Here is a 25,384-nt window from a genome sequence, read left to right as displayed (position 1 = left end):
TCAATTTGAAGGAGCTGTCCCTATGCCTCGCTTCGCCGCCAATCTGACGATGATGTACAACGAGCACGCGTTCCTCGACCGTTTCGCCGCCGCCGCGCGCGACGGCTTCAACGCGGTCGAATTCCTGTTTCCCTACGAGTTCCGCGCGGGCGAGCTGAAGGCGCGGCTCGACGCGCATGGCCTCACGCAGGCGCTGTTCAATGCGCCGCCCGGCGACTGGCATGGCGGCGAGCGCGGCCTCGCGTCGTTGCCGGGCCGCGAGGACGAGTTCCGCCGCAGCATCGACACGGCGCTCGAGTACGCGCGCGTGCTCGGCAATCGCAAGCTGCATGTGATGGCCGGGTTGCTCGCCGGCGATCAACCCGGCGACACGCAGCGTCGAACCCAACGCGACGTGTATCTGAACAATCTCGCCTATGCCGCGCGGGCCGCTCAAACCGAACAGATCACGGTCGTCATCGAGCCGATCAACACGCGCGACATGCCCGGCTATTTCCTCAATCGACAGGACGACGCGCAGGCGATCCGCGCCGAAGTCGGCGCGCCGAATCTGAAGGTGCAGTTCGATTGCTATCACTGCCAGATCGTCGAGGGCGATCTCGCGATGAAGCTCAAACGCGATATGGCCGGCATCGGCCATATCCAGATCGCGGGTGTGCCGGAGCGGCACGAGCCCGACATCGGCGAGCTGAACTACCCGTACCTGTTCGATCTGATCGATGCGCTCGGCTACGACGGCTACATCGGCTGTGAATACCGGCCGCGCGCGGCGACGTCGGCGGGGCTCGGCTGGTTGAAGCCTTATCTCGCCGCAGGGCGCTGACTCGTTCCGACAACCACTGACGGACACGTAACCATGAAAGTACTGATCACCGGCGGCGCCGGCTTTCTCGGCCAGCGCCTCGCGCGCGAACTGCTCGCGCGAGGCACGCTGAAGGATGCGCGCGGCGCGTCGCAGGCGATTACCGAACTGCTGCTGCTCGACGTCGTGCGTGCCCACGATTTCGGCGATGCGCGCGTGCGCACCGAAGTCGGCGATATCGCGGAGCGCAGCGTGCTCGAACGCGCCATCGACGCTCAAACTTCGGCGATCTTTCATCTGGCCGCCATCGTCAGTGGTCAGGCCGAGGCGGACTTCGATCTCGGCATGCGCATCAATCTCGATGCGTCGCGGCTGCTGCTCGAAGTCTGCCGCCAGCGCGGGCACCAGCCGCGCGTCGTGTTCACCAGCTCGGTCGCGGTCTATGGCGGTGATCTGCCCGCCGTCGTGCAGGACCACACCGCGCTCAATCCGCAGTCGTCATATGGCGCGCAAAAGGCGATCGCGGAGTTGCTGCTCAACGATTATTCGCGGCGTGGTTTCGTCGACGGCCGCGTGCTGCGGCTGCCGACCATCAGCGTGCGGCCGGGGCGGCCGAATGCGGCGGCGTCGTCGTTTGCGAGCGGCATCATCCGCGAGCCGCTCAATGGCGAGGAGGCCGTGTGTCCGGTCGCCGGTTCGACGCGGCTGTGGCTGCTGTCGCCGCGCAAGGCGATCGAAAGCCTGATCGCAGGCCTCGAACTCGATGGCGCCGCGCTCGGCAAGCAGCGCGTGCTGAATCTGCCGGGCCTGTCGGTCAGCGTCGACGAGATGATCGCGGCACTGCGCGAGGTCGCGGGCGAGGCGGTGGCGAGCCGCATCGTGCGACAGCCCGACGAGCGCATCGAGAAGATCGTCGGCAGCTGGCCGGGTGCGTGGGATACGTCGCGCGCGGAACGGCTCGGGCTCGCGGGCGAGCGCAGTTTTGCGGACGTGATCCGTGGCTACATCGCCGATGAAGGCATCGAAGTTCGCTGAAGACGCCCCCTCCGCGTATTCCCTGGTATCGCCCGGCACGGCTGCGGCCGTGCTTGACACGCTTTCGCGGCCACGCCTATTATCGAGCCTGTTTGTTCGATATATGACCTTGTGTTCGTATATAGAACATTAGGTCGGGTGAGGAAACCACAGCAGCCGCAACCGTCGGCACTCCCAAGCCCATCGTTCACGATCCTGCGCTAAGCTGGTCCGACGTGACCGCCACCGCGCCGCTGCTTTTTTGCAGCTTCCCGCTCCTTGCCAGGACGGCCCCCAGTTCGATGCCCCAGCGCTTCGAGCCGGTGTCATCGGTGCAAGGCAGGCCGCGGCGCAGCGCACGCAGCATCTCAACTGGAGACATCACATGACCGAAGCATTCCTGTGCGATGCGATTCGCACCCCCATTGGCCGCTATGCGGGTTCGCTGTCGTCGGTGCGCGCCGACGACCTCGGCGCAGTGCCGCTCAAGGCGCTGATGGAGCGCAACAAGAACGTCGACTGGACCGCGATCGACGACGTGATCTACGGCTGCGCGAACCAGGCCGGTGACGACAACCGCAACGTCGCGCGCATGTCGCTGCTGCTCGCGGGTCTGCCGAAGGACGTGCCGGGTTCGACGGTCAACCGTCTGTGCGGCTCGGGCATGGATGCGGTCGGCATCGCGGCCCGCGCGATCAAGTCGGGCGAGGCCGCGCTGATGATCGCGGGCGGCGTCGAAAGCATGAGCCGCGCACCGTTCGTGATGCCCAAGGCGACCAGCGCGTTCTCGCGTCAGAACGAGGTGTACGACACGACGATCGGCTGGCGCTTCGTCAACCCGCTGATGAAGAAGCTGTACGGCGTCGACTCGATGCCGGAAACCGGCGAAAACGTCGCGACCGACTACAACATCAGCCGCGCCGACCAGGACGCGTTCGCGGTGCGCAGCCAGCAGAAGGCCGCGCGCGCGCAACGCGACGGCACGCTCGCGCAGGAAATCGTCGGCGTGACGATCGCGCAAAAGAAGGGCGACCCGATCACGGTCACGCAGGACGAGCATCCGCGCGAAACGAGCCTCGAAACGCTCGCGAAGCTGAAGGGCGTCGTGCGTCCGGACGGCACGGTCACGGCCGGTAACGCGTCGGGCGTGAACGACGGCGCGGCCGCGCTGCTGCTCGCCAACGAAGAAACCGCGAAGCGCTTCGGCCTCACGCCGCGCGCCCGCGTGCTCGGCGTGGCCACCGCCGGCGTCGAACCGCGCGTGATGGGCATCGGCCCGGCGCCCGCCACGCAGAAGCTGCTCGCGCGTCTGGGCATGACGATCGACCAGTTCGACGTGATCGAGCTGAACGAGGCGTTCGCGTCGCAAGGCATCGCGGTGCTGCGCGCCCTCGGCGTTGCGGACGACGATCCCCGCGTGAACCCGAACGGCGGCGCGATCGCGCTCGGCCACCCGCTCGGCATGAGCGGTGCGCGTCTGGTGACGACCGCGACGTATCAGCTGCAACGCACGCAGGGCCGCTTCGCGCTGTGCACGATGTGTATCGGCGTCGGCCAGGGTATCGCGATCGCGATCGAGCGCGTGTGATGCGTTAGCTGGTCTAGCGAATAGTAAGAAGCAGAAGGGCCGGCGTGTCGTCGAGACACGCCGGCCCTTTGTTTTGATTGCGCCTTTTTTCGACGGGCGCGGGCGTTATGACGCCGCTTCGACTGTCAGATGCATGACCTCATGCACCGGCGCGAGCCGCGCGCGGATCGCCTCGGCCGTGACGCCGCCGTGTGTGCGCACGCTGACGATAGCCGCTCGCGCCTGCGGGCCGATCTGCCAGACGTGCAGGTCGGCAATCTCGGCGTCGCCGTGCGAATTCAGGATTTCGCGGATCTCGTCGGCAACGTGCTCGTCGGTTTTATCGAGCAGCACGCCGCCCGTGTCGCGCATCAGCGTCCACGCCCAGCGCGCGATGACGATCGACCCGACGATGCCCATCAGCGGGTCGAGCCAGATCCACCCGAGATAGCGGCCGGCCAGCAGAGCCACGATTGCCAGCACCGAGGTCAGCGCATCGGCGAGCACGTGCACATAGGCGGAGCGCAGATTATTGTCGGATCCGTGCGCGTGGCCGTGATGGTGATGATGGTGATGGCCGTGATCGTGATCGTGATGTCCATGTTCCGCATGACTGCCCGACAGCAGCATCGCGCTGACGATGTTCACGACCAGCCCGATCGCCGCAATCACTGCTGCCTGCCCGAACGCCACGCCGGTAGGATGAACGAGCCGGAACGCCGATTCGATGCCGATACCAAGCGACACCAGCGCAAGAATCAACGCCGAAGCAAAGCCAGCAAGCTCGCCCACTTTTCCGGTTCCGAAGCTGAAAGCGCGGTTGCCCGAGTTGCGTTTCGCGAACGCGTACGCAAGCGCCGCGATCCCGAGCGCGCCAGCGTGCGTCGCCATGTGGAAGCCATCGGCGAGCAGCGCCATCGAGCCGGTCATGTAACCGGCCGCGATCTCGCCGATCATCATGGCAAGGGTCAGCGCGACGACGGAACGGGTCCGGCGCGCGTTTTCGTCGTGCGAGCTGCCGAGAAACGAGTGCTCGTGGGTGCGGATCATGTTGTCAGTCATACGAAATCTACTTGGAATAGCGGCGGATCGCCTCGATTAATGCGTCTACTCCCTTCTTGCGCTGGCTCGCCGTCAGGTCGGGATGCGCGACGTGTTCGCGCGCGTGTGCCTCGACGATCTCGTCGAGCAGGCCGTTCATCGCGCCGCGTGTCGCGGCAACCAGATGCAGAACTTTTTCGCAATCGGCGTCCGACTCCAGTGAACGCTCGATAGCCTGAACCTGGCCAGCGATGCGGCGAACGCGCTTCAATAAGTCGTCCTTGTGTGCGCTCAGATGTGACATACCTATACCCCCTATAGGTATCAATGATAGCACGACGGTGACACGGAGTTTTCGCCGACAAATCGTTCGCGTCATACTGTTTGCAGTGGTTGTCGTGAATACGCGGCGTTCCTGGCGTATTTCAACCTTGCTCGAAGAGAACGCGAATGAAGACAGCGGCGATAGGCGCAGCGTTGATGCTCGCGGCAGTGGCCGCGGCCCAGCCGGGGCGCGCGCAGGACGACATGGCGAGCACCGCGCAAGCGGTGCTCGGCGCGACGCAGCCGGTGCACATGACGGCGGAGATCGTCGGCATCGATGCGGGCGACCGCGCGCTGACGCTGAAGGGCCCGGGCGGCAACGTCGTCATCGTGCTCGTTAGCCAGCAGGCCGCCGGTTTCGATCAGCTGAAGATCGGTGATCACATCGACGTGCTCTACAAGAATGCGCTGCTCACGAAGGCCGAGAAGGTCGGCGGCGCGGGCAAGGGGATTCGCGAGCGAATCGACAGGCAGAGCGATACACCGGCGTCGGGCGGCTACGAGTCGGCGCGGCAGACCGACGTGCTGGCGACGGTAATGAAGATCGATCGCAAGCAGCGGCTCGTGACGCTGCGCGGCGCGCATCAGACACAGACGTTCGAAGCCGCGCCGGATGTCGATCTGAGCGACGTCAAGGTCGGCGATACCTTGCGTGCGGTGTTCGTGTCGGCTGCCGCGGTGCAGGTGACGCCGGTGGGGCAGTGAGCAGCCAGGTTCGCGGCCCATTCCCGCAGCCGCGTTTGTTTCGCCAACTATGTCGAATTATGTCGCGCTGGCGGCCAGATGCCCGCAAACCCTTGCCTGGCGGGCCTGCGCCACGGTGAAACAGCGCGACATATCTTCCCTGATGATTTCCGCGGTGTGTCCTCCTATAGTCCGTTCGTCGCCACGCGGCAGCAACGCAAGTGGCCCGAATCCAGCAAGGACACTCCGTGAAAAATCGTTCATTCGCAGGTTCCGACAAGATGTTCGCTAACGTCGCACGCAGCGCGCTGCGCAACGTGGTGCTCGGCGGGGCTGCCGCTGTCTTCGCACTCGGCAGCGCATCGGCGTTCGCGTGGTCGGGGCACGGCACCGCGTACACGTCGCGCGGCGTCTATAACGGCGCGCACTATGGCTCGTGCGGCGGCGGTAGCTGCTCGCATTCGGGTAGCGTCGCCGGCCCGTATGGCGGCTTCGCGAGCAACACCGGCACGGTCACGCGCACGGCGCCCGGCCAGTTCTCGAACTCGGGCACCGCGACCGGCCGCTACGGCAATTCGGTGCAGCATTCGGGCGACACGAACTGCGCGGGCGGTTCCTGCTCGCATACCGGCACGCTGACCGGTCCGGACGGCAAAACCGCGACGACGTCCGGCGACGTCACGCGCACCGCGCCGGGACAGTATTCGTCGTCAGGCTCGATCACGGGTTCGAACGGCAATACGGTCAATCATTCGGCGTCGACGAATTGCGCGGGTTCGACCTGCGCGCGCTCGGGCACGGTGACGGGCCCGGACAACAACAGCGTCTATCACTCGGGCACCGCGACGCGGGTCGCGCCTGGTGTCGTGACGACGTCGACGAGCGTGACCGGCACCCAGGGCAACACGGTGACGACGGGCGGCACGGTGGTAACCGGCGGCGTGGTGGTCGCGGGCGGGACGACCACTACCGGCACGACCGTGGTCGTCGCGCCGAAGCCGGTGGTGGTCGCGCCGCCTCCGCCACCGGTCGTCGTGCCGCCACCGGTCGTCTACGTGGCGCCGAAGCCCGTCGTGGTGACGCCACCGCCCGCGTACGTTCCGCCGCCGCCGGTGGTGTACGTGCCGCCGCCCCCGCCGCCGGCCGTGTACGTCGCCCCGCGCCCCGTGTATGTCGTGCCGGCGCCGCGGCCTGCCGTGTGGGTGCCGGGCCATTGGGTCGGGCGCGTGTGGGTGCCGGCGCATTGGGCCTGAGGATGAGCGCGGCGATGCGAATCAGAGCCTGCGTCGAATCCTGGCGGTCGCGTGGTGCCGCGCGGTGCAAAGCAGCCGCGTTCGCGACGATCGTCGTGGCAACGTTGCTGACGATCAATGCGTTGATGGACGCCAGCGATGCCAACGACGACCTTCACGCGAACCCCGCCGTCAGCGCAACGAGAGACTGTTCCGCGCGCTACGCCGCATTGCTCGACCTGGCCGAACTCGCGCGCCGAGACGGCAAATCATCGGAGGTGGTCGTGCGCGGGTTGAGCGAACGGAACGGCGCGATGAGCGCGTGCCTACCCGTCGATCGTGGCAGGCCTGCACGGCAACTACATTGAAGGCCGCCGCGTCAGATCGCAAACCGGATCTCGAACGTGGTCCCCACGCCTTCGCGCGATGCGAATTCGATCTGCCCATCGAGCACGTGGCACAGCTCCTTGACGATGGCGAGCCCGAGCCCCGTGCCCGGAATCTCCTCGCCGGCCGCGCGCTCGAATTCGTCGAACACGCGATCCGCGTCGGCGGGCGGGATGCCGACGCCGGTATCGGACACGCGCATCGTCCAGTGTTCGGCGCCATGCGTCTCGAACCGGAATTCGACTTGCCCCGACTTCGTGTACTTGATCGCGTTGGACAGCAGATTGACCGCGATCTGCTTGAGCTTCAGCCGATTCGACGTGATGACCGGCAGCGCGGCATCGAATGCGCTGCGCAACGCGAGCCCCTTCGCCTCGATCGACGGCCGCGTCGACGCGACGAGTTCGTCGAAGAGCTCGCGCAAATCGACGGGTTCGAGCACGAGCGGCGCCGAGTCGCCGAGCACGACCGAGTACTCGATCATCTGGTCGACCAGTTGCTTCATGTCGGCGGCCTGGCGGTTCGCGAGGGTCAACGCGGTATCGGCTTTCGACGGCGCTCGCTCGATCACTTGCAGTGCGACCGAAAACGCATTGAGGAAATTGCGCAGATCGTGCACAACGCTGCGCGTGATCTGCATCCGCGATTCGTGCAGCTCGCCGACCAGCCGTTGCCCGCGCGTCAATTCGTGATTCGCGCGTTCGAGCCGTCCCGTGTATTCGTCGATCTTGCGATCGCGTTCGCTGACCACTTCCTTGATCGACGCATACGTGACCATGCTGAATACGTCGGCGATCAGGCGCCGCGCGCGGCTCTCGTGGCGGCGCGTGCACAACTTGTCGCGCTCGATGAATGCTTCGAGCGCTTCGACGAGCACCTGCTGAAAGAGGTCCAGTTCGCGCACCAGCTCTTCGATGCGGTAACCCTGACGCCAACGAACCTTGCCGTGCTTTTTCGCTTCGCGTTCGATCGATGTTTCGACGCGTTCCAGGTCGTCCGCATCGAGCGCGACGCATACCTCGTCGAGAATCTCCGGCAGATGGTCGGCCAGTTGCTGATAGGTGAGCTGGTCCGCTTCCACGAGATCAGGGTCGATGGAGACGGCATGCATCCACTGCCGCGTCAGGCGGTCCCGTTCCGCGCGGATGAAGTGGGCGAAATTTTGCAGCGGGCTCCCGTGTCTGTCGGTCATGGTGGCTATCGGTATGAAGTTTCAACAACTCGCAAACATTCTAACGGTCCCGATCGCCTCGATTTGCACGGGCACCGCAGGCCTGTTTTTCCGCCGGTTAGCCAGGTGACCCGATGCGCACTGGCAATCCGCGTCATTATCCGCGCAATTGCCGCTGGCGACCTACGAGCCGGCGTTGCCATATTATGTGCGTGCCACGTCATTACTCAGTAGACCTTCTGAACCGGCCTTCAGGAAATCGACGAAGGCGCGCAACGGCGCGGGCACATGACGATGGCCCGGATAGTAGAGGAACGGTCCTGAAAAGCGCTGCCACCACGGCTCCAGAATCGCTTCGAGTGCGCCGCTGGCCAGATGCGGGCGCAGCATGTCTTCGAACAGATGAATGATGCCGAGGCCCGCGATCGCGCCGCTGACCGCGAGGTCGATCGCGGCGCCGGGCCGCACCAGCAGCGGTCCGGTCGGATTCAGTTGCAGCAGCTCGCCATCGCGCTCGAAGTACCACGTCGGCAGCGCGCCGCTCGCGAATTGCCCACGCAGGCAGGCATGCGCAAGCAGTTCGCTGGGATGCCCGGGGCGGCCGTGCGCGTCGAGATAAGCGGGCGACGCGGCGGTCGCGAAGCGCTGCACGCGCGCGCCGATCGGCACCGCGATCATGTCCTGCTCGAGGCGTTCGTCGTAGCGAATCCCCGCGTCGCAGCCGATCGACAGCACATCGACGAAGCCATCCTCGACCACGACTTCGACGCGAATATCGGGGTACTGCTTCAGAAACCGCGCGAGCACGTCCGGCAGCACGATGCGCGCGACGCTCGACGGCACGTTGAGCCTCAGCGTGCCGGTGGGCTTGTCGCGAAAGCCGTTCAGCACGTCGAGCGCCGCTTCCATTTCGCCGAACAGCGGCGTCAGTTTCTCGATCAGACGCAGCCCGGCTTCGGTCGGCGCCACGCTGCGCGTGGTGCGGTTCAGCAGGCGTAGGCCGAGCTTCGTTTCGAGGCGCCGCACCGCGACGCTCAGACTCGACGCCGACACGCCGCTCACGCGCGCCGCGTCGCGAAAGCCGCCCGCGCGGGCGACCGAAACGAAGGCGGCCAGATCATTCAGTTCCATGGCGATTGATTGTGCAGATTTTTGAACAACCCGTACACGTTAGACCGGTTTATTCAACAACGCAATTCCGGCGATACTGCCGCTCACCACTTCACCAGGAGATCGTCATGCCGAACTTCAGCTCTATCGACACTTTCGCGCTCGCCGGCCGCCCGGTGCGGCGCATGGGCTATGGCGCGATGCAGCTGGCCGGCCCCGGCGTGTTCGGGCCGCCGAAAGACCGCGAAGCGGCGCTGGCGGTGCTGCGCGAAGCGATCGCAGCGGGCGTCGACCACATCGATACAAGCGATTTTTATGGGCCGCATGTGACCAATCAGGTGATCCGCGAGGCGTTGTATCCGTATCCGCGCGATCTGACGATCGTCACGAAGGTGGGCGCGGTGCGCGACAGCGCCGGCGGGTGGCTGCCGGCGCAGGAGCCCGCCGACCTCGAACGCGCGGTGCACGACAATCTGCGCAACCTCGGGCTCGATGCGCTCGACGTGGTCAACATGCGTGTGATGGGCAACGTGCACGCGCCGAGCGAAGGCTCGATCGAAAAGCAGGTCACGGCGCTCGCCGAGTTGCAGCAGCGAGGTCTCGTGCGTCATGTCGGGCTGAGCAACGTGACGGCCGCACAGATTGCCGAGGCACAGCGCATCACGAAGATCGTGTGCGTGCAGAACCACTACAACTTCGTGCATCGCGACGACGATGCGCTGATCGATGCGCTCGCGGAGCAGGGCATTGCCTACGTGCCGTTTTTCCCGTTGGGTGGCTTCACGCCGATTCAATCGGCGGAGCTGTCGGACCTTGCCCACAAGCTCGGTGCGACGCCGATGCAGGTCGCGCTCGCGTGGCTATTGCATCGGGCGCCGAACATTCTGCTGATTCCGGGCACGTCTTCGGTTGGACATCTGCGCGAAAACCTGCAGGCCGCGCAGTTGAAACTGAGCGACGAGGTGCTCGATCAACTGAATGCGATCGGCGCTGAGAAGGGCTGAGGTTCGGTTTCGCAACACGCGCTGCTTGCACAGCGGGCGACGGCGCCATTGCGGCAGCGTATCAAACCGATGCCGCAATGAACTCCCGCAACCATTGATGCGCGGGATCGCGATGCACGCGCTCGTGCCAGAGCATCGCCATTTCGTAGCCCGGCACCTCGACGGGCGGCTCGACCATCCGCAACGCGTCCGAGTCACGCACGAGACGCGCAGGCAGCATCCCCACGAGGTCGGTGCTTGCGAGCACCGATTGCATGAACAGAAAGTGCGGCACCGACAGCACGACCTTGCGCGCGAGCCCCGCCTTCGCAAGCGTTTCGTCGGTGACGCCGAAAAAGCCGCCGCCATCCGGGGATACGATCACGTGCTCGAGCTTGCAGAACTGCGCGAGCGTGGGGCGACGCTTGAGCTTCGGATGACCCGCCCGGCCGACGAGCACATAGCGCTCGGCAAACAGCACGCGACGGCGCAACCCTTCGGGCGCGCCTTCGCTCGTATGGAAGCCGATATCGATGTCGCCCTGTTCAGCCTGGCGGGCGAGCCGAGGCGGCACCGCCTCGACGATCGCGAGACGCGTGCCCGGCGCCGCCGCGCGCAGGCCAGCGAGCATCGGCAGGATGATCGTCGATTCCGCGTAGTCGGTTGCGGCGATGCGCCAGGTTTGCGTCGCCGCGGCCGGATCGAACGGGGTCGCGGGCGCGACCGCGCGCTGCAGCGCGTCGAGGGCTTCGCGCAACGGCTCGCGCAGTGCCTGCGCTTTCGCGGTGGGTCGCATGCCGCGCGGTCCGGGCAACAGCAGCGGATCGCCGAATACGTCGCGCAGTTTCGCCAGATGCACGCTGACTGACGGCTGCGAGAAGTTCAGCCGTTCGGCGGCGCGGGTCACGTTGTGCTCTTCGAGCAGCACGTCGAGCGTGACCAGCAGGTTGAGGTCGAGCCTTCTGAGATTAACCACGGCAATACCTGACATATTGGGAATTCATTTCCAATATACCTCGACGACATCTATCGTGACTGTTTTCAGCCACGAAGGTCTCATCATGAACGTTCTTATCGTCTATGCGCATCCCGAACCGAAATCGTTGAACGGTTCGCTGAAGGACTTCACGGTCCGGCATCTCGAACGCGCCGGCCATACGGTGCAGGTGTCCGATCTGTACGCGATGAACTGGAAAGCGTCGCTCGATGCAAACGACAGCAGCGTGCGCCACAGCAGCGAGCGCTTCTTTCCGTCGCTCGAATCGAAGCATGCGTTCGAGAACGGCTTGCAGAGCGAGGACATCGCGCGCGAGCAGGACAAGCTGATGTGGGCCGATGCGGTGATCCTGCAGTTTCCGCTGTGGTGGTTCTCGATGCCGGCGATCATGAAGGGCTGGGTGGAGCGCGTCTATGCCTACGGTCTCGCCTATGGCGTCGGCGAGCATTCCGATGCGCGCTGGGGCGAGCGTTACGGCGAGGGCCGTTTCGCAGGCAAGCGCGCGATGCTGGTCGTGACGACGGGCGGCTGGGAGTCGCACTACAGCGCACGCGGCATCAACGGTCCGATCGATGACGTGCTGTTCCCGATCCAGCATGGCGTGCTGTATTACCCCGGCTTCGAGGTGTTGCCGCCGTTCGTCGTCTATCGTACGAGCCGTGTCGACGAGGCGAAGTATGAGCAGGTCAGCGAGGCGCTCGGACGACGGCTCGACGCTCTCTGGACGTCCGCGCCGATCGCGTTCCGGCCACAGAATGGCGGCGCGTATGCGATTCCGGCGCTCACATTGCGGGACGATCTTGCGCCGGGGCGAGTCGGCTTCGCGGCGCACCTCGAAGGTGCGGGCGCGGAAGCATCAGCTGAGGCCGCCGAAGCAACTGAAGCCTGACGGGGCGTATTTTTGGCTGAAATTTGGTTGTAAGTCGCGATTGCTAGAGTCGTCCACGACATAGGACGAGGCATGCCGTGGCGGTTTCCTCGGGATGCCTGACGAATGTAAGCAGCCGGAAGTCAACCGGAGGGCGACCCACCATGAATCCAGTCCGTACGTTCTGGCTCGTTCTGATGCTGATCGCGTCGCCCGCGTGGGCGTTTCAGTCGCGCGTCGTCACGATTCCGAGCGCGGCGATGCTTCGCTCGTTCGATGCAACGGTCGTGCTGCCCGATCAGTATGCGCGCGGCGACCAGACCAGGCGCTTTCCGGTCGTCTACGTGCTGCACGGCTCGGGCGGCGATTACACGGACTGGACCGCGAATTCGCAAATCGGCAAGCTCGCCGACCGCTATCACGTGATCCTCGTGATGCCTGACGGCGGCCACGAGAGCTGGTACATCGACAGCCCCTTCGATCCGCGCAGCCGCTACGAAACCTATGTCGGCACCGAAGTGGTGGCCTATATCGACAGCAATTTCCGCACGATCGCGACGAAGCAGGCGCGCGCGATCACGGGCTTGAGCATGGGCGGATTCGGCGCGCTACGCATTGCGCTCGACCGGCCCGACGCGTTCGGCGCGGCGGGCAGCATCAGCGGCGCGGTGGACCCGCGCGGCAGCGCGGACGAGCGGGGCATCGAGCGCGTGTTCGGCGACCCGTTGCAACATGCGGACTTCTGGAGTAGCGAAGCGATCGTCGCGAGTGCGCAGGATTTCGGCCGCGACCATATCGCGCTGACGATCGATTGCGGCGTGAACGATTCGCTCGTGCAGTCGAACCGTCTACTGCACGAGCGGCTCGTCGAACTCGGCGTGCCGCACGATTACGCCGAGCGGCCCGGCGGCCATACATGGAAGTACTGGTCGAACGCGGTCAAATATCAGGTGCTGTTCTTTGCCGGCACGTTCAGGCAGGCGGCGCGCGAAATGCGTGACGGGCACGCCGCGGCCTGACTCGCGCAAGACTGCCCGCCTCAATCGATGCCGTGAAACACCGCGTCGTCCGGGCCGAGGTAGACGGGCGGACGCCACGCGGCATCGCGCATCGAATGCTGGACCAGCTTGTCGACGCCGAGCAGCACCGCGAAAATTGCCATCCGCACCGGAATGCCGTTGTCGGTTTGCCGGAAAATCGCGAGCCGCGAATCGTGATTGAGGTCGGTGCTCAGATCGTTCGCGCCGGGCCGGCTGTCGCGCGGCAGCGGGTGCATGATCAGCGTGTCGGTGCCGCACACGCTATCGACGAGCGCCTGGTTGATCTGGAAGTCGGGCGTGTAGCCCTCGAACGATTCGTCGGCGAAGCGCTCCTTCTGGATGCGCGTTGCGTACACGACGTCGGCGCCGCGCAGGCCGGTGCGCAGGTCGTGTGTCTGTTCGATCACGTGACCGTTGCGCGAAATCTGCTCGATGATATAGCCCGGCATTTCGAGCATCGGCGGCGAAATCAGCGTGAACTTGATGCCGCGATAGAGCGCCAGCAGCTTCACGAGCGAGTGCACGGTACGTCCGTATTTGAGGTCGCCGACCAGTGCGATATGCGCGCCATCGACGATCTTGCCGAGGCGCGAGAACTCGCGCTGGATCGTGTACAGATCGAGCAGCGCCTGGCTCGGATGCTCGCCGGGACCGTCGCCGCCGTTGATCACCGGCACGTTGGTCGCGCGCGCGAATTCGGCCACCGAGCCTTGCTCCGGGTGGCGGATCACCAGCGCGTCGACGTAGCCGCTCATCACGCGGCTCGTGTCGTAGATCGATTCGCCCTTTGCCATCGACGAGAACGTGAAGCCGGTCGTGTCGCACACCGAGCCGCCAAGCCGGCAGAACGCCGCGCCGAAGCTCACGCGGGTACGTGTGCTCGCCTCGAAGAACAGATTGCCGAGCACCGCGCCTTCGAGCACGCGCGAGATTTTGCGGCGCCGGGCGATCGGCTGCATGATGTCGGCGACGCGAAAGAGCGCCTCGACCGAGTCGCGCGAAAACTGATCGACCGACAACAACTGCGGCTTGCCCTCGAACAGGATTTGGCCTGCGAGCGATTGCGAGTCTACGCTTTGCGTATATCCTTCGCCCGGCTCGGTGTTGGCGACGATCTCCGACACGAAACGCTCGACGATTTCCGGCATCGCCCGCGATTCCTGCGAGTCGTCCGGCAGCAGCCACGTGTCCAGCGCCCGGCGCGAAACGCCGATGCGGTTCGCGAACGTATCGCGCGTCATGTTCAGGCGACGCATCGCATCGCGTAGGAAAGCTTGTTGCGGAACGCTCATGAGGGCACCTGTCGCAAAATGGGGTCGGCGGGGAGTAAGGCAGCAAAACGCGTAGATGTACGCGGTGCGTATATTAGTGTCCCGCGCGTAGAAGTCAAGCGTTTTTCTCCGCGCCCCGTTTCGTGAGGCTTACGGGACTGCCTGCGGCGCCGGTTTCGCGGTTACACTGCGGGTCATGCACTCCGGCCCCACGTTCCGACTCCGTTCGTCGCTCCCTATCTGCACCGCTCAGTCGAGCGCGGCGGTTGCACGCCCGAATGGTTGTTCGCGCAACGTCGGCGCCAAAGCCAAAAAACAGCCGCTCATCTGACCGGAGCACGCTGTTCCGTCGTCAGATGTGCGACGGAACGACCGGTCGACCGCCCGCCTGCGGCTTTCCCCCTGTTCTCCCTCGCACCGCTGACCCGGATTCGATACGGTCGTCATCGAGGTAGAAAACATGTCTGATTTCTCGGGTATCTGGATTCCGCTGATCACGCCGTTCGCTGACGGCGCCGTCGATCATGCCGCATTGCGTGCGCTGGTGCGCCGTTATGCGGACGCCGGCGTGGCCGGGTTGGTCGCGCTCGGCACGACCGGCGAGCCGGCCACGCTCGACGCCGCCGAACAAGACGCCGTGCTCGCGACGATTCTCGACGCGGCGGCAGCCGCCGCCAGCGCGTCACCGCAGCGGCGTAAGTTGCCGGTGCTGGTGGGCGTCTCGGGCAATCACACGGCGAGCATGTGCGAGCGGATCGGGCAGCTCAACCGGTTGCCGATTGCCGGCGTGTTGATCGCCGCGCCGTATTACACGCGGCCCGCGCAGGACGGCATCGTCGCGCACTTCAGCGCGCTCGCCGACGCGAGCGCGCATCCGGTCGTGCTGTACGACATTCCGCAGCGCACCGGCGTGCGGCTCGAACTCGACACGCTGCTGACGCTCGCCGCGCATCCTCGGATTCAGGCAATCAAGGATTGCGCCGGTTCGCTCGACACGACGCTTGCGCTGATTCGCGACGGCCGCCTGCAGGTTCTGGCGGGGAACGACCTCGAGGTCTTCACGACGTTGTGCGCGGGTGGGAGCGGGGCGATCGCGGCGTCGGCGCATTGGCGGCCCGAGCGTTTCGTCGCGCTGCATCGCGCGTTGACGGAGGGGAAGCTCGACGAAGGACGGCGCATTTTTCACGCGCTCGTGCCGCAGATTCAGCTCGCGTTTGCCGAACCGAATCCCGCGCCGATCAAGGCGTTGCTTGCGGCGGGAGGGTGGGTGAGCAATGAATTACGTTTGCCGATGACGCGTGCGAGCGGGGCGTTGACCGAACGGCTGGCGGCCTTAGGGGAGACGCGTTAGACAAGTCCTTCAAAGCGCGCTTTGTTCACGAGCGGCCGCCATTCGCCCTTTGAGCATTGCGGCGAAGTCGTCGGCATTGACCGGCCTGCCGAGCAGGAAGCCCTGCATTTCGTCGCACATCATCGAGCGCAGCTTGTCGAGCTGCGATTGGGTTTCGACGCCCTCGGCGACCACGTCCATTTGAAGCGAGTGCGCAAGCGCGATGATCGCCGACACGATCGCGCTGCCCGCGGCGCCGTGCGTGTCGAGACCGCTGGTAAAGAAGCGGTCGATCTTCAGTTGCTTCGCCTGAAAGCGCTGCAGATACGCGAGGCTCGAATACCCGGTGCCGAAGTCGTCGATCGAGATGTCGAAGCCGCTTGCCTGAAACGCGCGGATCACGTCGACCGTGCGCGCGGCGTCATGCATCGCGACGCTCTCGGTGATCTCGAACATGATCTGCTCGCACGCTACGCCCTCGCTTGCGACGATCTCGAGCATCGTCTCGACGAGGTCCGGCTGCACCAGCTGACGCGGCGACAGGTTGATTGCCACCTTGATCGCCGGCAGACCCTGTTCGATCCAGCCGCGAATGCGCTGGCAGGCTTCTCGCACGACCCAGTAGCCGATCTGCACGATCTGCCCGGAGCGCTCGGCGACCGGGATGAATTCGAGCGGCGTTAACGCGCCCATCTGCGGATCGTGCAGACGGATCAGCGCCTCGGCGCCCGCGAGCACGTCGCCGCCGCGATGAAACTTCGGCTGGAACTGCAGCGAGAAACGATCGTTCACCAAGGCTTCGTGCAGCGCTTGCTGGATCTGCAGCGTGCGCATGGCGGCCTCGTTCATGCTGCGCTCGAAAAAGCGGTAGGTGCCGCGACCCGCGCGCTTCGCTTCGTACATCGCGGCGTCGGCGTGCTTGAGCAGTGTGTCGACGCTGTCGCCGTCGCGCGGATAGAGTGCGATGCCGATGCTCGGCATCACCTGCAGCGGTTGCTCGTCGCTCCACATGCCCTGGCGCATCCGGTCGAGCACGCCGTCGGCGAGCTGGGCCGCGTCGTCGCCGGACGTGAGGTGCTCCGCGAGCACGACGAACTCGTCACCGCCGATTCGCGCGACGGTGTCGCTCGAACCCACGCACTGCTGGAGGCGCTGCGCGAACGCGGACAGCACTGCATCGCCGGTCGAGTGGCCGAGCGAATCGTTGATCGTCTTGAAACCGTCGAGATCCATGAACAGCACCGCGAACGACGTGTGCTGGCGGCGTGCGACGCTAATCGCGCGTTCGATCCGCTCGGTCAACGTCGCACGGTTCGGCAGGCCGGTCAGCGCGTCGAGCGTCGCGAGCCGCACGATCTGGCCGTTCAGCTTCGACATCTTGCCGAGCAGGAACGTGGTGTGCACGTCGAAGCGCGACAGCATCAGCGTGACGATGAGCACCGCGAACGTCAGCAGGATCACCGAGGTGGCGAGCCATGTCGCGTTGATGTCGTTGGCCGCGCCGCAGATCGCGCCGGGTGCGAAGCTGGCGGCGGCCATGCCCGTGTAATGCATTCCGCTGATCGCGAGGCCCATCACGAGCGCCGCTGCGAGACGTTTGCGCGCGATATGGCTCTCGTGTTCGTTGCTGAGCGCGCGTGCCATCCATAGCGCGGCGCTCGAAGCACCGATCGCGATCGCGAGCGAGGCTGCGAACCACGCCGGCTGGTAGTGAATCGCGGGCGCCATGCGCAGCGCCGCCATGCCGGTGTAATGCATCCCGGCGATACCGATCCCCATCAGCACGCCGCCCGCCAGCAGCCGGCCCGGCGTCAGGCGCTCGCGGGTCGTCATGGAGAGCGCCAGATATGACGCGCCGATTGCCAGCGCGAGTGAGCAGGCGGTCAGCGCGAGGTCGTAGCCAAGCGGGATCGGCAGCGAGAACGCGAGCATCGCGATGAAGTGCATCGACCAGATGCCGACGCCGAGCGCGAGCGCACCGCCGAGCAGCCATGCATGCCGCCGGCGCGCCGAGGCGAGCAAAAAGATGCGGCCGGTCAGATCGAGCCCGGTGTACGACGCGAGCGTCGCGACCGCGAACGAAATCGCGACCAGCCAAAGATTGTATGAACTCTGCATATCGGGTCCGCCGGGAGGAGTCCGGCTGAACATGTTATCGGCACTTCGCGAACTTTTGTTTAACTTCTTCGCGATTTGCCAACCGGGGACGAAGTGTCATGGTGGCTCAGCGTGAAGCCCTCGTCGAGCCAACCGGTGACGCCGCCCGCCATCAGCTTGACCGGCCGCCCGAGCTGGGCGAGCCGCAGTGCGCCGCGCGCCGCGCCATTGCAGTGCGGGCCGGCGCAGTAGGTGACGAACAGCGTGTCCGGTGCATAGGCGGCCAGCTTCGACGCGACGATCTTACCGTGCGGCAGATTCAGCGCGCCGGGCACGTGGCCCTGCGCGAACAGTGCGGAACTGCGCACGTCGAGCAGCACGAAGCCGGGCGCGCCGCTCGCGAGCGCGGCGTGGACGTCGGCGCAATCGGTTTCGAAGCGCAGCGACGCGTGAAAGTGGGCGAGCGCGGTGGCGCTGTCGGCAGCAGGGATCGCGGTGACGGCGTTCGGAGTGGAGGCGGTGGAGTTGTCGTGAGTCATGGTAAGGAGGGGGGCGAGTTGATCGGAAGGTCTGTCGCGCGCGTTTCAGACACGATCAGTGTGCCGGGCGGCCGGTCGCCGGATAAGTGGCGTGATCGTCAATCTCCGGTAACATCGCGCCATGCACAACCATCTCGTCGTCGCGCTGGCCTATGACCGGCTCTGCACCTTCGAATTCGGCTGCGTGACCGAACTGTTCGCGCTCGAACGTCCCGAGCTAGGCGTGCCGTGGTATCGCTTCGCGGTCTGCGCGGGCGAGCCCGGTCCGATTCGAGCGGCGGGCGGCATCACGGTGGCCGCGCCGTACACGCTGAAGCTGCTCGCGAACGCCGACACGATCGTGATTCCGGGTTGGCGTGACCCCGACGAAGTGCCGCCTGCCGCGCTGCTGCGCCGGATTCGCGCGGCCTACGAGCGCGGCGCGCGGCTCTGCTCGATCTGCTCGGGCGTGTTCGTGCTTGCGGCGGCCGGCGTGCTCGACGGCAAGAACGTGACCACGCACTGGCGCTACGCTGACAAGTTGCAGCAGCGCTATCCGCAACTGCGCGTACAGCCCGACGCGCTGTATGTCGACGAAGGGCAGGTGATTACGTCGGCCGGATCGGCGGCCGGGCTCGACATGCTGCTGCATCTGGTGCGGCGCGATCATGGCAGTGCGGTCGCGAATCGCGTCGCGCAACGGCTCGTGGTGCTGCCGCATCGCGAGGGCGGCCAGGCGCAGTTCGTGCCGCGCCCGATGCCGCACGATGAGAGCGGACGTATCGCGAAGCTGATGGACTGGGTGCGCAGCCACGCGGCCGAACCGCATACGTTGCACTCGCTCGCCGGGCGCGCGGCGATGAGCCCGCGCACGCTGCAACGACAGTTCCGCGATGCGACCGGCATGGCGCCTTATGAGTGGCTCGTCAGGGAACGCGTCGCGATTGCGCGTGAGTTGCTCGAAGCGACGCCGCCGCTGCCGATGACGCGCGTCGCCGAGCTGGCGGGGTTCGGGTCGGAAGAGTCGTTGCGGCGGCATTTTCGTCGCATCGCGTTGACGAGTCCGGGGGCGTATCGGCGCAGGTTTGGGGGTGAGGGGTAAGAGGGGCCGGGCGCTGCGATTCAAGAGTACATTGCAGCATGAATTCATCCTGAATTCACAGCGTCCCCTATCCATCACCAGAAGAAAAACCGCGCGCCATGCCAAACGTTCTGAATCATGCCGAGCTCGTGTTCGTCCTGTCGTTCGGATTGATGTGGCTGGCGGCGCGCGTCGGCGCGACGCTGCTGCGGCGCTTGAGCAAAATCACCGACGATGCCCGCGACGACTTCAGCGTGGTCCAGACCGCGACGCTGACGCTGCTTGCTCTGATCATCGGCTTTACGTTTTCGATGGCGGTAGGCCGCTATGACCTTCGCGAGCATTACGAGGAAGAGGAGGCGAGCGCGATCAGTACCGCCTACGTGCGCGCCGACCTGCTGCCCGCCGCCGATGCGGCCGCGCTCCGCGCATTGCTCATCGACTATCTCGACGTGCGCGTGCTGTTCTACACGACGCGCGATACGCGGGAGCTCGACCGGGTGGACGCGGACACCACGCGCCTGCAGCAGGAAATGTGGATGGCCGTCAGGAATGCGGCGACCGCGCAGCCGACGCCGATCGCGGCGCTCGTCGTCACCGCGATCAACGACGTGCTCAACATGCAGGGCTACGCGCAGGCCGCGTGGTGGGACCGCATCCCTTACGGGGCGTGGGGATTGATGGTCGTGATGGCGATCTGCGCGAGTCTGCTGGTCGGCTACGGCGCGCGGGCGCTGAAGGCCGGCGAGGGCTTGCTGCTGGTCGTGCCGCTGGTGGTGGCGCTGGCGTTTGCGCTGGTCGCCGATATCGACAGTCCGCGCGGCGGCATGATTCATGTGCGCCCGGTCAATCTGCAGTCACTGGTGACTTCGCTGCATCCGCGTTGAACCTGCATTGAATTCGCGGTGCGCGCCGAGGTCACAACAGCCATTGAACTCACCTCGAGCTTGCGCTCATACGACGGAATCCCTTATGTCCGACATCGCCAGGACCATCGCCAGTTTCAACGCCGGCCGCGACCCCGAACGGCTCGCGATGAAGTACAAAGCCATGCGCGGCTCGCCGTTCGTGTTCCTGCGTGGCACCTGTCATCTGTTCTATGAGCGTTTGCCGCGCGCGAAAGTGCTCGACGACGCGCCGCATGTGTGGATCTGCGGCGACATGCACCTGGAAAATTTCGGTAGCTACAAGGGCGACAATCGCCTCGTCTACTTCGACAACAACGACTTCGACGAAGCCTGTCTCGCACCGGTTCCTTATGAGCTCGTCCGTCTGTTGACGAGCGTGCTGGTCGGCGCGGCCGACCTGAAGCTGAGCCGCGCCGAGGCGCTCGCGCTGTGTCATACCGCGCTCGACGCATACAGCGCCGCGCTTGCGTTCGGCAAGTCGCGCTGGATCGAAGCGGAGACCGCGACGGGCATGGTGCGCGATCTGTTCGACGCGCTCGGGAGCCGCACGCGCGCCGCGCATCTGGACCGGCGTACCGTGCTGAAAGGCAAGACGCGCATGCTGAAGGTCGACGGCAAGAAGGCGCTACCTGTTAGCGACCAACAGCGCGCGGCGGTCGCGCAGTTCATGCAGCGCTTCGCGGCGACGGAGCCGAATCCCGAGTTCTACCGCACGCTCGATGTCGCGCGGCGCATTGCGGGAACTGGCAGCCTGGGTGTCGATCGGTATGTGATTCTGGTCGAGGGCAAGGGCTCGCCGGATGGCAACTACCTGATCGATTTGAAAGAGGCACTGCCATCGTCCGTGAGTGTGCACGTGAAGGCTGCGCAGCCGAAGTGGCAGACCGAGGCGCAGCGTGTCGTCGAAGTGCAGCGGCGCAATCAGGCGGTATCGCAGGCATTTTTGCACGCGGTCGAGTTCGACGAGCGCTCCTATGTGCTGCGCGGTTTGCAGCCGTCGGAAGATCGCGTGGCGCTCGCCGACTGGAACGGCAAGCTGCCACGGCTCGAGGAAATCATCAACAGCATGGCCGAGCTGAGCGCATGGGCGCATCTGCGCAGCGGAGGGCGGCAGAAGTCGGCGATCGCGGATGATCTGATCGCGTTCGGGAATCGGCGCGATTGGCAACTGCCGTTGATCGATCTGGCGACGCAGTGCGAGGCGCAGGTCGCGGCGGATTGGAAGGCTTATTGTGAAGCTTATGATCGAGGGGCGTTTGAGGTCAGGATCTCGGCTTAGTGAGGCGTTGGATGGGGGCTGGTGCGGATTTCCTTCACTGATAGCCCTTCTAAAGTCCATGAAGGTGATCTGCCGTATCGCAGGTCGCGCAGAAAAGGTCATCGCTTGGCGAGCACGCTTTCCGTCGCCTCCTTGACGCTGCGCGCGCTGCCTAACAGTGCTTCACGCTCGATGGGATCGAGTTCCGGATAGGCGATCAACCGCGCGCCCGCCCCATTGACGACCATCGGCAGCGACACGCACGCGTCCGGTACGCCTTCCACTTCAGCCTGGACGATGCCCACCGTGAGGATCAGATCGGTGTCATGCACGATGGCCTCGCAGATCCGTCCTATCGCGCTGGCGATGCCGTAGTGGGTAGCGCCCTTGCCTTCCTTGATGAGCTTCGCCGCCTCGTGCACGGAGCGCAGGATCAGATCCCTGCTGGTGGAGCCCAGCACCTTGCCGTGTCTCGTCAGGAAGGTTTCGAGCGGCATGCCGCAGACCGTCGCGCCGGACCACTGGATCAAGGCCGATTCGCCATGCTCGCCGAGCACATAGGCATGAATCGCGGACGCCACCACGCCGAGCCGCTCGGACAGCAGTGAACGCAGCCGCCCGGTGTCGAGCGAGGTGCCGGTGCTGATGAGGCGCTCGCGCGCAATGCAGGCGGCCGTAGACGGCGCCGGTCACCACGTCGCACGGGTTGGTCGCGATCAGATAGATGGCTTCGGGCGCGAGCGGCGCGATGCGATCGACGATTCCCGCCGCGATGTCCGCATTGGTTTTGGCCAGGTGCAGGCGAGTTTCGCCGGATTTGACGCCGGCGCCGGCGGTAATCACGACGATGTCGGCGTCGCGCGCGTCCTTGTAATCGCCTGCCTTGAAACGGCTGTGCCCCCAGAATGCGGCGGCATGTGCGAGATCCAGAACCTGTCCTTCAGCGCGCACTCGCGCGACGTCGATGATGACGACTTGCGCGCTCGGAATGGCCAACGCCACGAACAGGGCTGCCGATCCTCCAACCAGCCCGGCGCCGACGATCACGACTTTGGCTTGCCGCATTGCGAACCTCGGTCAGTTCGAGCTTCAACCCCCGCCGAGATAGTCGCACGCGCGCATTTCCCATCAATCGGACCTTGGTTCTACACGGCCGCAACGCGTTTTTCACGCGATCCGCTCAACCCATCGACTCCGCCAATCCGGTGCCTCAAACGGATCCGCGAAATACTGCGTCTCGTGGACGACCTTGCCGTCGCGGAACTCCATCATGCTGACCGTGTAAGCGATGCGCCCCTGATAGCTGATGGTGTACTCGGTGATCCAGAGATTGCCGTCGCCTTGAATTCTCCGGACATCGAAGCCGGATGGCTTCCCGGGATGATGGCTGCGCAATGCCTGCAAATTGACTCGTCCGCGGATTCGCTCGCCTGATTGTGGGTAGTCGCAGATCGCATCGTCATCGTAGATATCGTGTTCGGCGTCGAGATCGCCGGCCGCCGAGGCCTGCCAGTGTGCGTTCAAGGCCTCACGTATGGCTTCTTCGTTCATGGAGCGTCTCCGGGTCGAGGTGTTCCAGTTTGCGCGATAAATAAAATGGAATGGAAATGCTGGTGTTTACGATTGTCTTGCCATTCCTCCTTGTGGCAGAATTTGCGCGCGAGTTTGGCTCGGCGGTAAGCGCCGCGCAGCGCGAACTCAACGGAGACGGGGGGTTGCCGGAGCGATGCGCTCCGTGACGACCTCGCTTACGGGGCGTCTCCTCACACGCAAAAACATGCACGCCAGCAACGTGCTACCGGGCTGCGTTCTGAGGCGCATGGCCAGCAATCAGAGACAAAAAATAAGGTGAGGCAATTCCATGTCGACCTATAAAGAGACGCCACACGTTGCCGCCGCACGATCCCCCTCTCTCCCGCTCAAGTGGACATTGCGTCGCTGGAACCTGCGCGTGCAGTGGACGATTGCCGCGCTCAGCGCAATTGGCGCCATCGCGGCGGCGCTCTGGTGCGGCAGCTATGGCGCCGTGATCGGATTGGCGCAGTTTCTGGTGATTTTTGGCCTGTTCGGGGCCGGCCTGATGCAGGCGGTCTCGACCTTGCGGGCCCAGTTGAATGCGCTGTGCGACGGCGATCTGATGCACGACGCTTCTTTGCCGGGGCACGACGAACTGACGGCGCTGGGCGAGCAGGGCCGTCTGCTTGCCTACCAGTTGTCGCAAATGGTGGCGCGCATCCGCAGCGAAGCCGAGTTGATCGCGATGGGCGGGGCTCAGGCCACCCAACAAGCGACCTCGCTGTCGCAGCGTACCGAATCGCAGGCGGCCAGCCTCGAGCAGACCCGTGCCTCGCTCGATGCCTTGCTGGAAGCCGTGCGCTACAACACCGATCAGACGCGCCAAGCCGATGAGCAGTCCACTCGTGCGCATGCCGATGCGGTTGCGGGGCAGGCCGCGGTGCGCGCATCGGTCGAAAGCATCGAGCGCATCGAGCAACGTTCGCGCGAGATGGGGGAGATCCTCGGTGTGATCGACGGCATCGCCTTCCAGACCAACATCCTTGCACTCAACGCCGCGGTGGAGGCTGCCCGGGCCGGCGAATACGGTCGCGGTTTCGCCGTGGTCGCCGCCGAAGTGCGCGCGTTGGCGCAGCGCAGCGCGCAAGCGGCCGGGGAGGTCAAGAAACTGATCCAGCATTCTCGTGACGAGGTGAGCGACGGGGTGCAGGCCATCGAAGGCAGCAGAAATCTGTTGGCGCAGGCGGTCGACGCGGTCAGCGAGGTGGCCTCTTTGCTGCGTGACGTCGCGCGCTCGAGCAACGAGCAGACCGCAGGGCTGCAGGAAATCGCGCAGGCGGTCGAGGTGCTGGACGGCATCACTCAGCGCAATGGCCAGATGGTCGGCGGGGCGGCGGAAACGGCGAGCCTGATGCGGGACCGCGCCGACCGGCTCAGCGATGGGGTGAAAAATATCCGGCTGCGACAGGGCTGCGCGGGGGAAGCCCGGGCCATGGCGGAGCGTGCGGCCCGACTGGTCGACACCGAGGGGCCCGAGAACGCGGTGCGCCGGTTTCACGACCCGAAAGGCGGCTTTCACGATCGCGACCTCTACATCGTCGTTGCGGACCGCGACGACTATTTCCGGGCCTTTGGCTCCGACCCGAGCAAGGCGGGCAAGCTGCGCAAGGACGCGCTGCCGGGCGACGACCAGACAGCGATCCGGGACGCCAGCTGGCGCGCGGTCGATCAGGGCGGAGGCTGGATCGAATTCAACGGACGACATCCCGTTACGAAGCAACCGGTGGAAAAGATCGGCTACATCGCGCCCGCCCTCGGTGGCCGCTGGGCGGTCCAGTGCAGCGTCAACCGTGGCGATGGGCTGATGTCGTCGAAAAACGCCTGAGTGCGGCGGGTCCACACGCCGCTACAACTGACTCTCGAAATCTCTCTCCAGCATCTCGTCATAGCCTGACAACCTGATCCGCTGGCCGGAATTCCGTCAGGATCCGCCACCTGATGCACCCAGCATCAAGCTCGCAAGCGTGCCAGCGGCCCCTCCAGACAAATCCGGATTGCTGCGGCGATTTCCCCGCTGCAATCTTTCGCCAGCCAGTGTGGAAGCGCTTCCAATCAAGCGTTCACGCCATGCTCGAACGTCAGCGCCTAAAGTTCCACCACACCCGGTTCAACGACCTCATAGCAGG

The 25,384-nt window shown here is 65.1% G+C and carries 24 protein-coding genes and 1 pseudogene; 14 read left to right on the top strand and 11 right to left on the bottom strand.

Annotation, left to right across the window (positions count from 1 at the left end; genetic code table 11):
- Positions 1–22 precede the first annotated feature (22 nt).
- The 3 genes from otnI to pcaF all read left to right on the top strand — a co-directional run bounded on the left by otnI (position 23) and on the right by pcaF (position 3,404).
- Positions 23–823 carry a 2-oxo-tetronate isomerase gene (otnI, locus tag L0U81_RS23530; protein ID WP_233806015.1) on the top strand — a complete coding sequence of 267 codons (801 nt, stop codon included), beginning with the start codon at positions 23–25 and terminating at the stop codon, positions 821–823.
- Positions 824–856: 33 nt separating this feature from the next.
- Entirely contained in the window at positions 857–1,837 is a 981-nt protein-coding gene (denD, locus tag L0U81_RS23525; RefSeq protein WP_233806013.1) for a D-erythronate dehydrogenase, read from the top strand.
- Positions 1,838–2,201: 364 nt separating this feature from the next.
- Positions 2,202–3,404 (top strand): 3-oxoadipyl-CoA thiolase, encoded by a 1,203-nt coding sequence (gene pcaF, locus L0U81_RS23520; protein ID WP_233806011.1) that lies wholly within the window; start codon positions 2,202–2,204, stop codon positions 3,402–3,404.
- A gap of 105 nt (positions 3,405–3,509) precedes the next feature.
- On the opposite strand, the gene dmeF is transcribed toward pcaF, so the two are convergent.
- Together dmeF and L0U81_RS23510 are read right to left on the bottom strand one after the other, a co-directional pair.
- Positions 3,510–4,445, bottom strand: coding sequence for a CDF family Co(II)/Ni(II) efflux transporter DmeF (dmeF, locus tag L0U81_RS23515; protein ID WP_233806009.1), 936 nt, complete (start codon positions 4,443–4,445; stop codon positions 3,510–3,512).
- Between the two features lie 7 nt (positions 4,446–4,452).
- Entirely contained in the window at positions 4,453–4,728 is a 276-nt protein-coding gene (locus tag L0U81_RS23510; RefSeq protein ID WP_233806007.1) for a metal/formaldehyde-sensitive transcriptional repressor, read from the bottom strand.
- 146 nt (positions 4,729–4,874) lie between these two features.
- Here L0U81_RS23510 and L0U81_RS23505 point away from each other — a divergent pair, with 146 nt between their 5' ends.
- The 3 genes from L0U81_RS23505 (at position 4,875) to L0U81_RS23495 (ending at position 7,032) form a co-directional block, all read left to right on the top strand.
- The gene (locus L0U81_RS23505) at positions 4,875–5,453 is read left to right on the top strand and encodes a copper-binding protein (RefSeq protein ID WP_233806005.1); all 579 of its coding nucleotides are present in this window, start codon (positions 4,875–4,877) and stop codon (positions 5,451–5,453) included.
- Positions 5,454–5,713: 260 nt separating this feature from the next.
- A complete protein-coding gene (locus tag L0U81_RS23500) occupies positions 5,714–6,685 on the top strand; it encodes a hypothetical protein (RefSeq protein ID WP_233807921.1) in 972 nt (323 codons plus the stop codon).
- Positions 6,686–6,687: 2 nt separating this feature from the next.
- Positions 6,688–7,032 carry a hypothetical protein gene (locus tag L0U81_RS23495; protein ID WP_233805997.1) on the top strand — a complete coding sequence of 115 codons (345 nt, stop codon included), beginning with the start codon at positions 6,688–6,690 and terminating at the stop codon, positions 7,030–7,032.
- Between the two features lie 11 nt (positions 7,033–7,043).
- On the opposite strand, the gene L0U81_RS23490 is transcribed toward L0U81_RS23495, so the two are convergent.
- The gene (locus L0U81_RS23490; RefSeq protein WP_233805995.1) at positions 7,044–8,243 is read right to left on the bottom strand and encodes a sensor histidine kinase; all 1,200 of its coding nucleotides are present in this window, start codon (positions 8,241–8,243) and stop codon (positions 7,044–7,046) included.
- Positions 8,244–8,426: 183 nt separating this feature from the next.
- A complete protein-coding gene (locus L0U81_RS23485; protein WP_233805994.1) occupies positions 8,427–9,353 on the bottom strand; it encodes a LysR family transcriptional regulator in 927 nt (308 codons plus the stop codon).
- A 107-nt stretch (positions 9,354–9,460) separates the two neighbouring features.
- Between L0U81_RS23485 and L0U81_RS23480 the strand changes: the two genes are divergently transcribed.
- A complete protein-coding gene (locus L0U81_RS23480; protein ID WP_233805992.1) occupies positions 9,461–10,336 on the top strand; it encodes an aldo/keto reductase family oxidoreductase in 876 nt (291 codons plus the stop codon).
- Between the two features lie 61 nt (positions 10,337–10,397).
- Here the strand turns inward: L0U81_RS23480 and L0U81_RS23475 are convergent, their stop codons facing one another.
- Positions 10,398–11,306 (bottom strand): LysR family transcriptional regulator, encoded by a 909-nt coding sequence (locus L0U81_RS23475; protein ID WP_233805990.1) that lies wholly within the window; start codon positions 11,304–11,306, stop codon positions 10,398–10,400.
- Between the two features lie 70 nt (positions 11,307–11,376).
- On the opposite strand from L0U81_RS23475, the gene L0U81_RS23470 reads away from it, so the two are divergent.
- Both L0U81_RS23470 and L0U81_RS23465 read left to right on the top strand, forming a co-directional pair.
- Positions 11,377–12,201, top strand: a complete 825-nt coding sequence (locus tag L0U81_RS23470; RefSeq protein WP_233805988.1) for an NAD(P)H-dependent oxidoreductase — start codon at positions 11,377–11,379, stop codon at positions 12,199–12,201.
- 143 nt (positions 12,202–12,344) lie between these two features.
- Complete coding sequence (locus L0U81_RS23465; protein ID WP_233805986.1) at positions 12,345–13,199, top strand: alpha/beta hydrolase; 855 nt, start codon at positions 12,345–12,347, stop codon at positions 13,197–13,199.
- Between the two features lie 20 nt (positions 13,200–13,219).
- Here L0U81_RS23465 and L0U81_RS23460 read toward each other — a convergent pair whose 3' ends face one another.
- A complete protein-coding gene (locus L0U81_RS23460) occupies positions 13,220–14,512 on the bottom strand; it encodes an aspartate carbamoyltransferase (RefSeq protein WP_233805984.1) in 1,293 nt (430 codons plus the stop codon).
- A 439-nt stretch (positions 14,513–14,951) separates the two neighbouring features.
- On the opposite strand from L0U81_RS23460, the gene dapA reads away from it, so the two are divergent.
- Complete coding sequence (gene dapA, locus L0U81_RS23455) at positions 14,952–15,842, top strand: 4-hydroxy-tetrahydrodipicolinate synthase (RefSeq protein WP_233805982.1); 891 nt, start codon at positions 14,952–14,954, stop codon at positions 15,840–15,842.
- Between the two features lie 9 nt (positions 15,843–15,851).
- Here the strand turns inward: dapA and L0U81_RS23450 are convergent, their stop codons facing one another.
- Together L0U81_RS23450 and L0U81_RS23445 are read right to left on the bottom strand one after the other, a co-directional pair.
- Positions 15,852–17,939 carry a putative bifunctional diguanylate cyclase/phosphodiesterase gene (locus tag L0U81_RS23450; RefSeq protein ID WP_233805980.1) on the bottom strand — a complete coding sequence of 696 codons (2,088 nt, stop codon included), beginning with the start codon at positions 17,937–17,939 and terminating at the stop codon, positions 15,852–15,854.
- Between the two features lie 59 nt (positions 17,940–17,998).
- Entirely contained in the window at positions 17,999–18,457 is a 459-nt protein-coding gene (locus L0U81_RS23445; protein WP_233805978.1) for a rhodanese-like domain-containing protein, read from the bottom strand.
- 121 nt (positions 18,458–18,578) lie between these two features.
- Here L0U81_RS23445 and ftrA point away from each other — a divergent pair, with 121 nt between their 5' ends.
- The 3 genes from ftrA (at position 18,579) to L0U81_RS23430 (ending at position 21,704) form a co-directional block, all read left to right on the top strand.
- On the top strand, positions 18,579–19,538 hold the full coding sequence (gene ftrA, locus L0U81_RS23440) for a transcriptional regulator FtrA (protein ID WP_233805976.1): 960 nt from the start codon (positions 18,579–18,581) through the stop codon (positions 19,536–19,538).
- A gap of 98 nt (positions 19,539–19,636) precedes the next feature.
- A complete protein-coding gene (locus L0U81_RS23435) occupies positions 19,637–20,404 on the top strand; it encodes a bestrophin-like domain (RefSeq protein ID WP_233805974.1) in 768 nt (255 codons plus the stop codon).
- A gap of 85 nt (positions 20,405–20,489) precedes the next feature.
- On the top strand, positions 20,490–21,704 hold the full coding sequence (locus L0U81_RS23430) for a DUF2252 domain-containing protein (RefSeq protein ID WP_233805972.1): 1,215 nt from the start codon (positions 20,490–20,492) through the stop codon (positions 21,702–21,704).
- A 98-nt stretch (positions 21,705–21,802) separates the two neighbouring features.
- Here L0U81_RS23430 and L0U81_RS23425 read toward each other — a convergent pair whose 3' ends face one another.
- The 3 genes and pseudogenes from L0U81_RS23425 to L0U81_RS23415 form a co-directional block, all read right to left on the bottom strand.
- Positions 21,803–22,267 (bottom strand): hypothetical protein, encoded by a 465-nt coding sequence (locus L0U81_RS23425; RefSeq protein WP_233805970.1) that lies wholly within the window; start codon positions 22,265–22,267, stop codon positions 21,803–21,805.
- Positions 22,268–22,421: 154 nt separating this feature from the next.
- A pseudogene (locus L0U81_RS23420) lies at positions 22,422–22,748 on the bottom strand (lactate/malate family dehydrogenase); the annotation flags it as partial.
- Positions 22,749–22,850: 102 nt separating this feature from the next.
- The gene (locus tag L0U81_RS23415) at positions 22,851–23,234 is read right to left on the bottom strand and encodes a nuclear transport factor 2 family protein (RefSeq protein ID WP_233805969.1); all 384 of its coding nucleotides are present in this window, start codon (positions 23,232–23,234) and stop codon (positions 22,851–22,853) included.
- A 310-nt stretch (positions 23,235–23,544) separates the two neighbouring features.
- Here L0U81_RS23415 and L0U81_RS23410 point away from each other — a divergent pair, with 310 nt between their 5' ends.
- Positions 23,545–25,083, top strand: a complete 1,539-nt coding sequence (locus tag L0U81_RS23410) for a methyl-accepting chemotaxis protein (protein ID WP_233805967.1) — start codon at positions 23,545–23,547, stop codon at positions 25,081–25,083.
- The last annotated feature ends 301 nt before the right edge of the window (positions 25,084–25,384 follow it).

The sequence above is a fragment of the Paraburkholderia sp. HP33-1 genome (assembly GCF_021390595.1).
Lineage (GTDB): Bacteria > Pseudomonadota > Gammaproteobacteria > Burkholderiales > Burkholderiaceae > Paraburkholderia.
The sequence above is the reverse complement of the archived record's forward strand: the minus strand, read 5'-3'. Positions and strand labels throughout refer to the sequence as shown.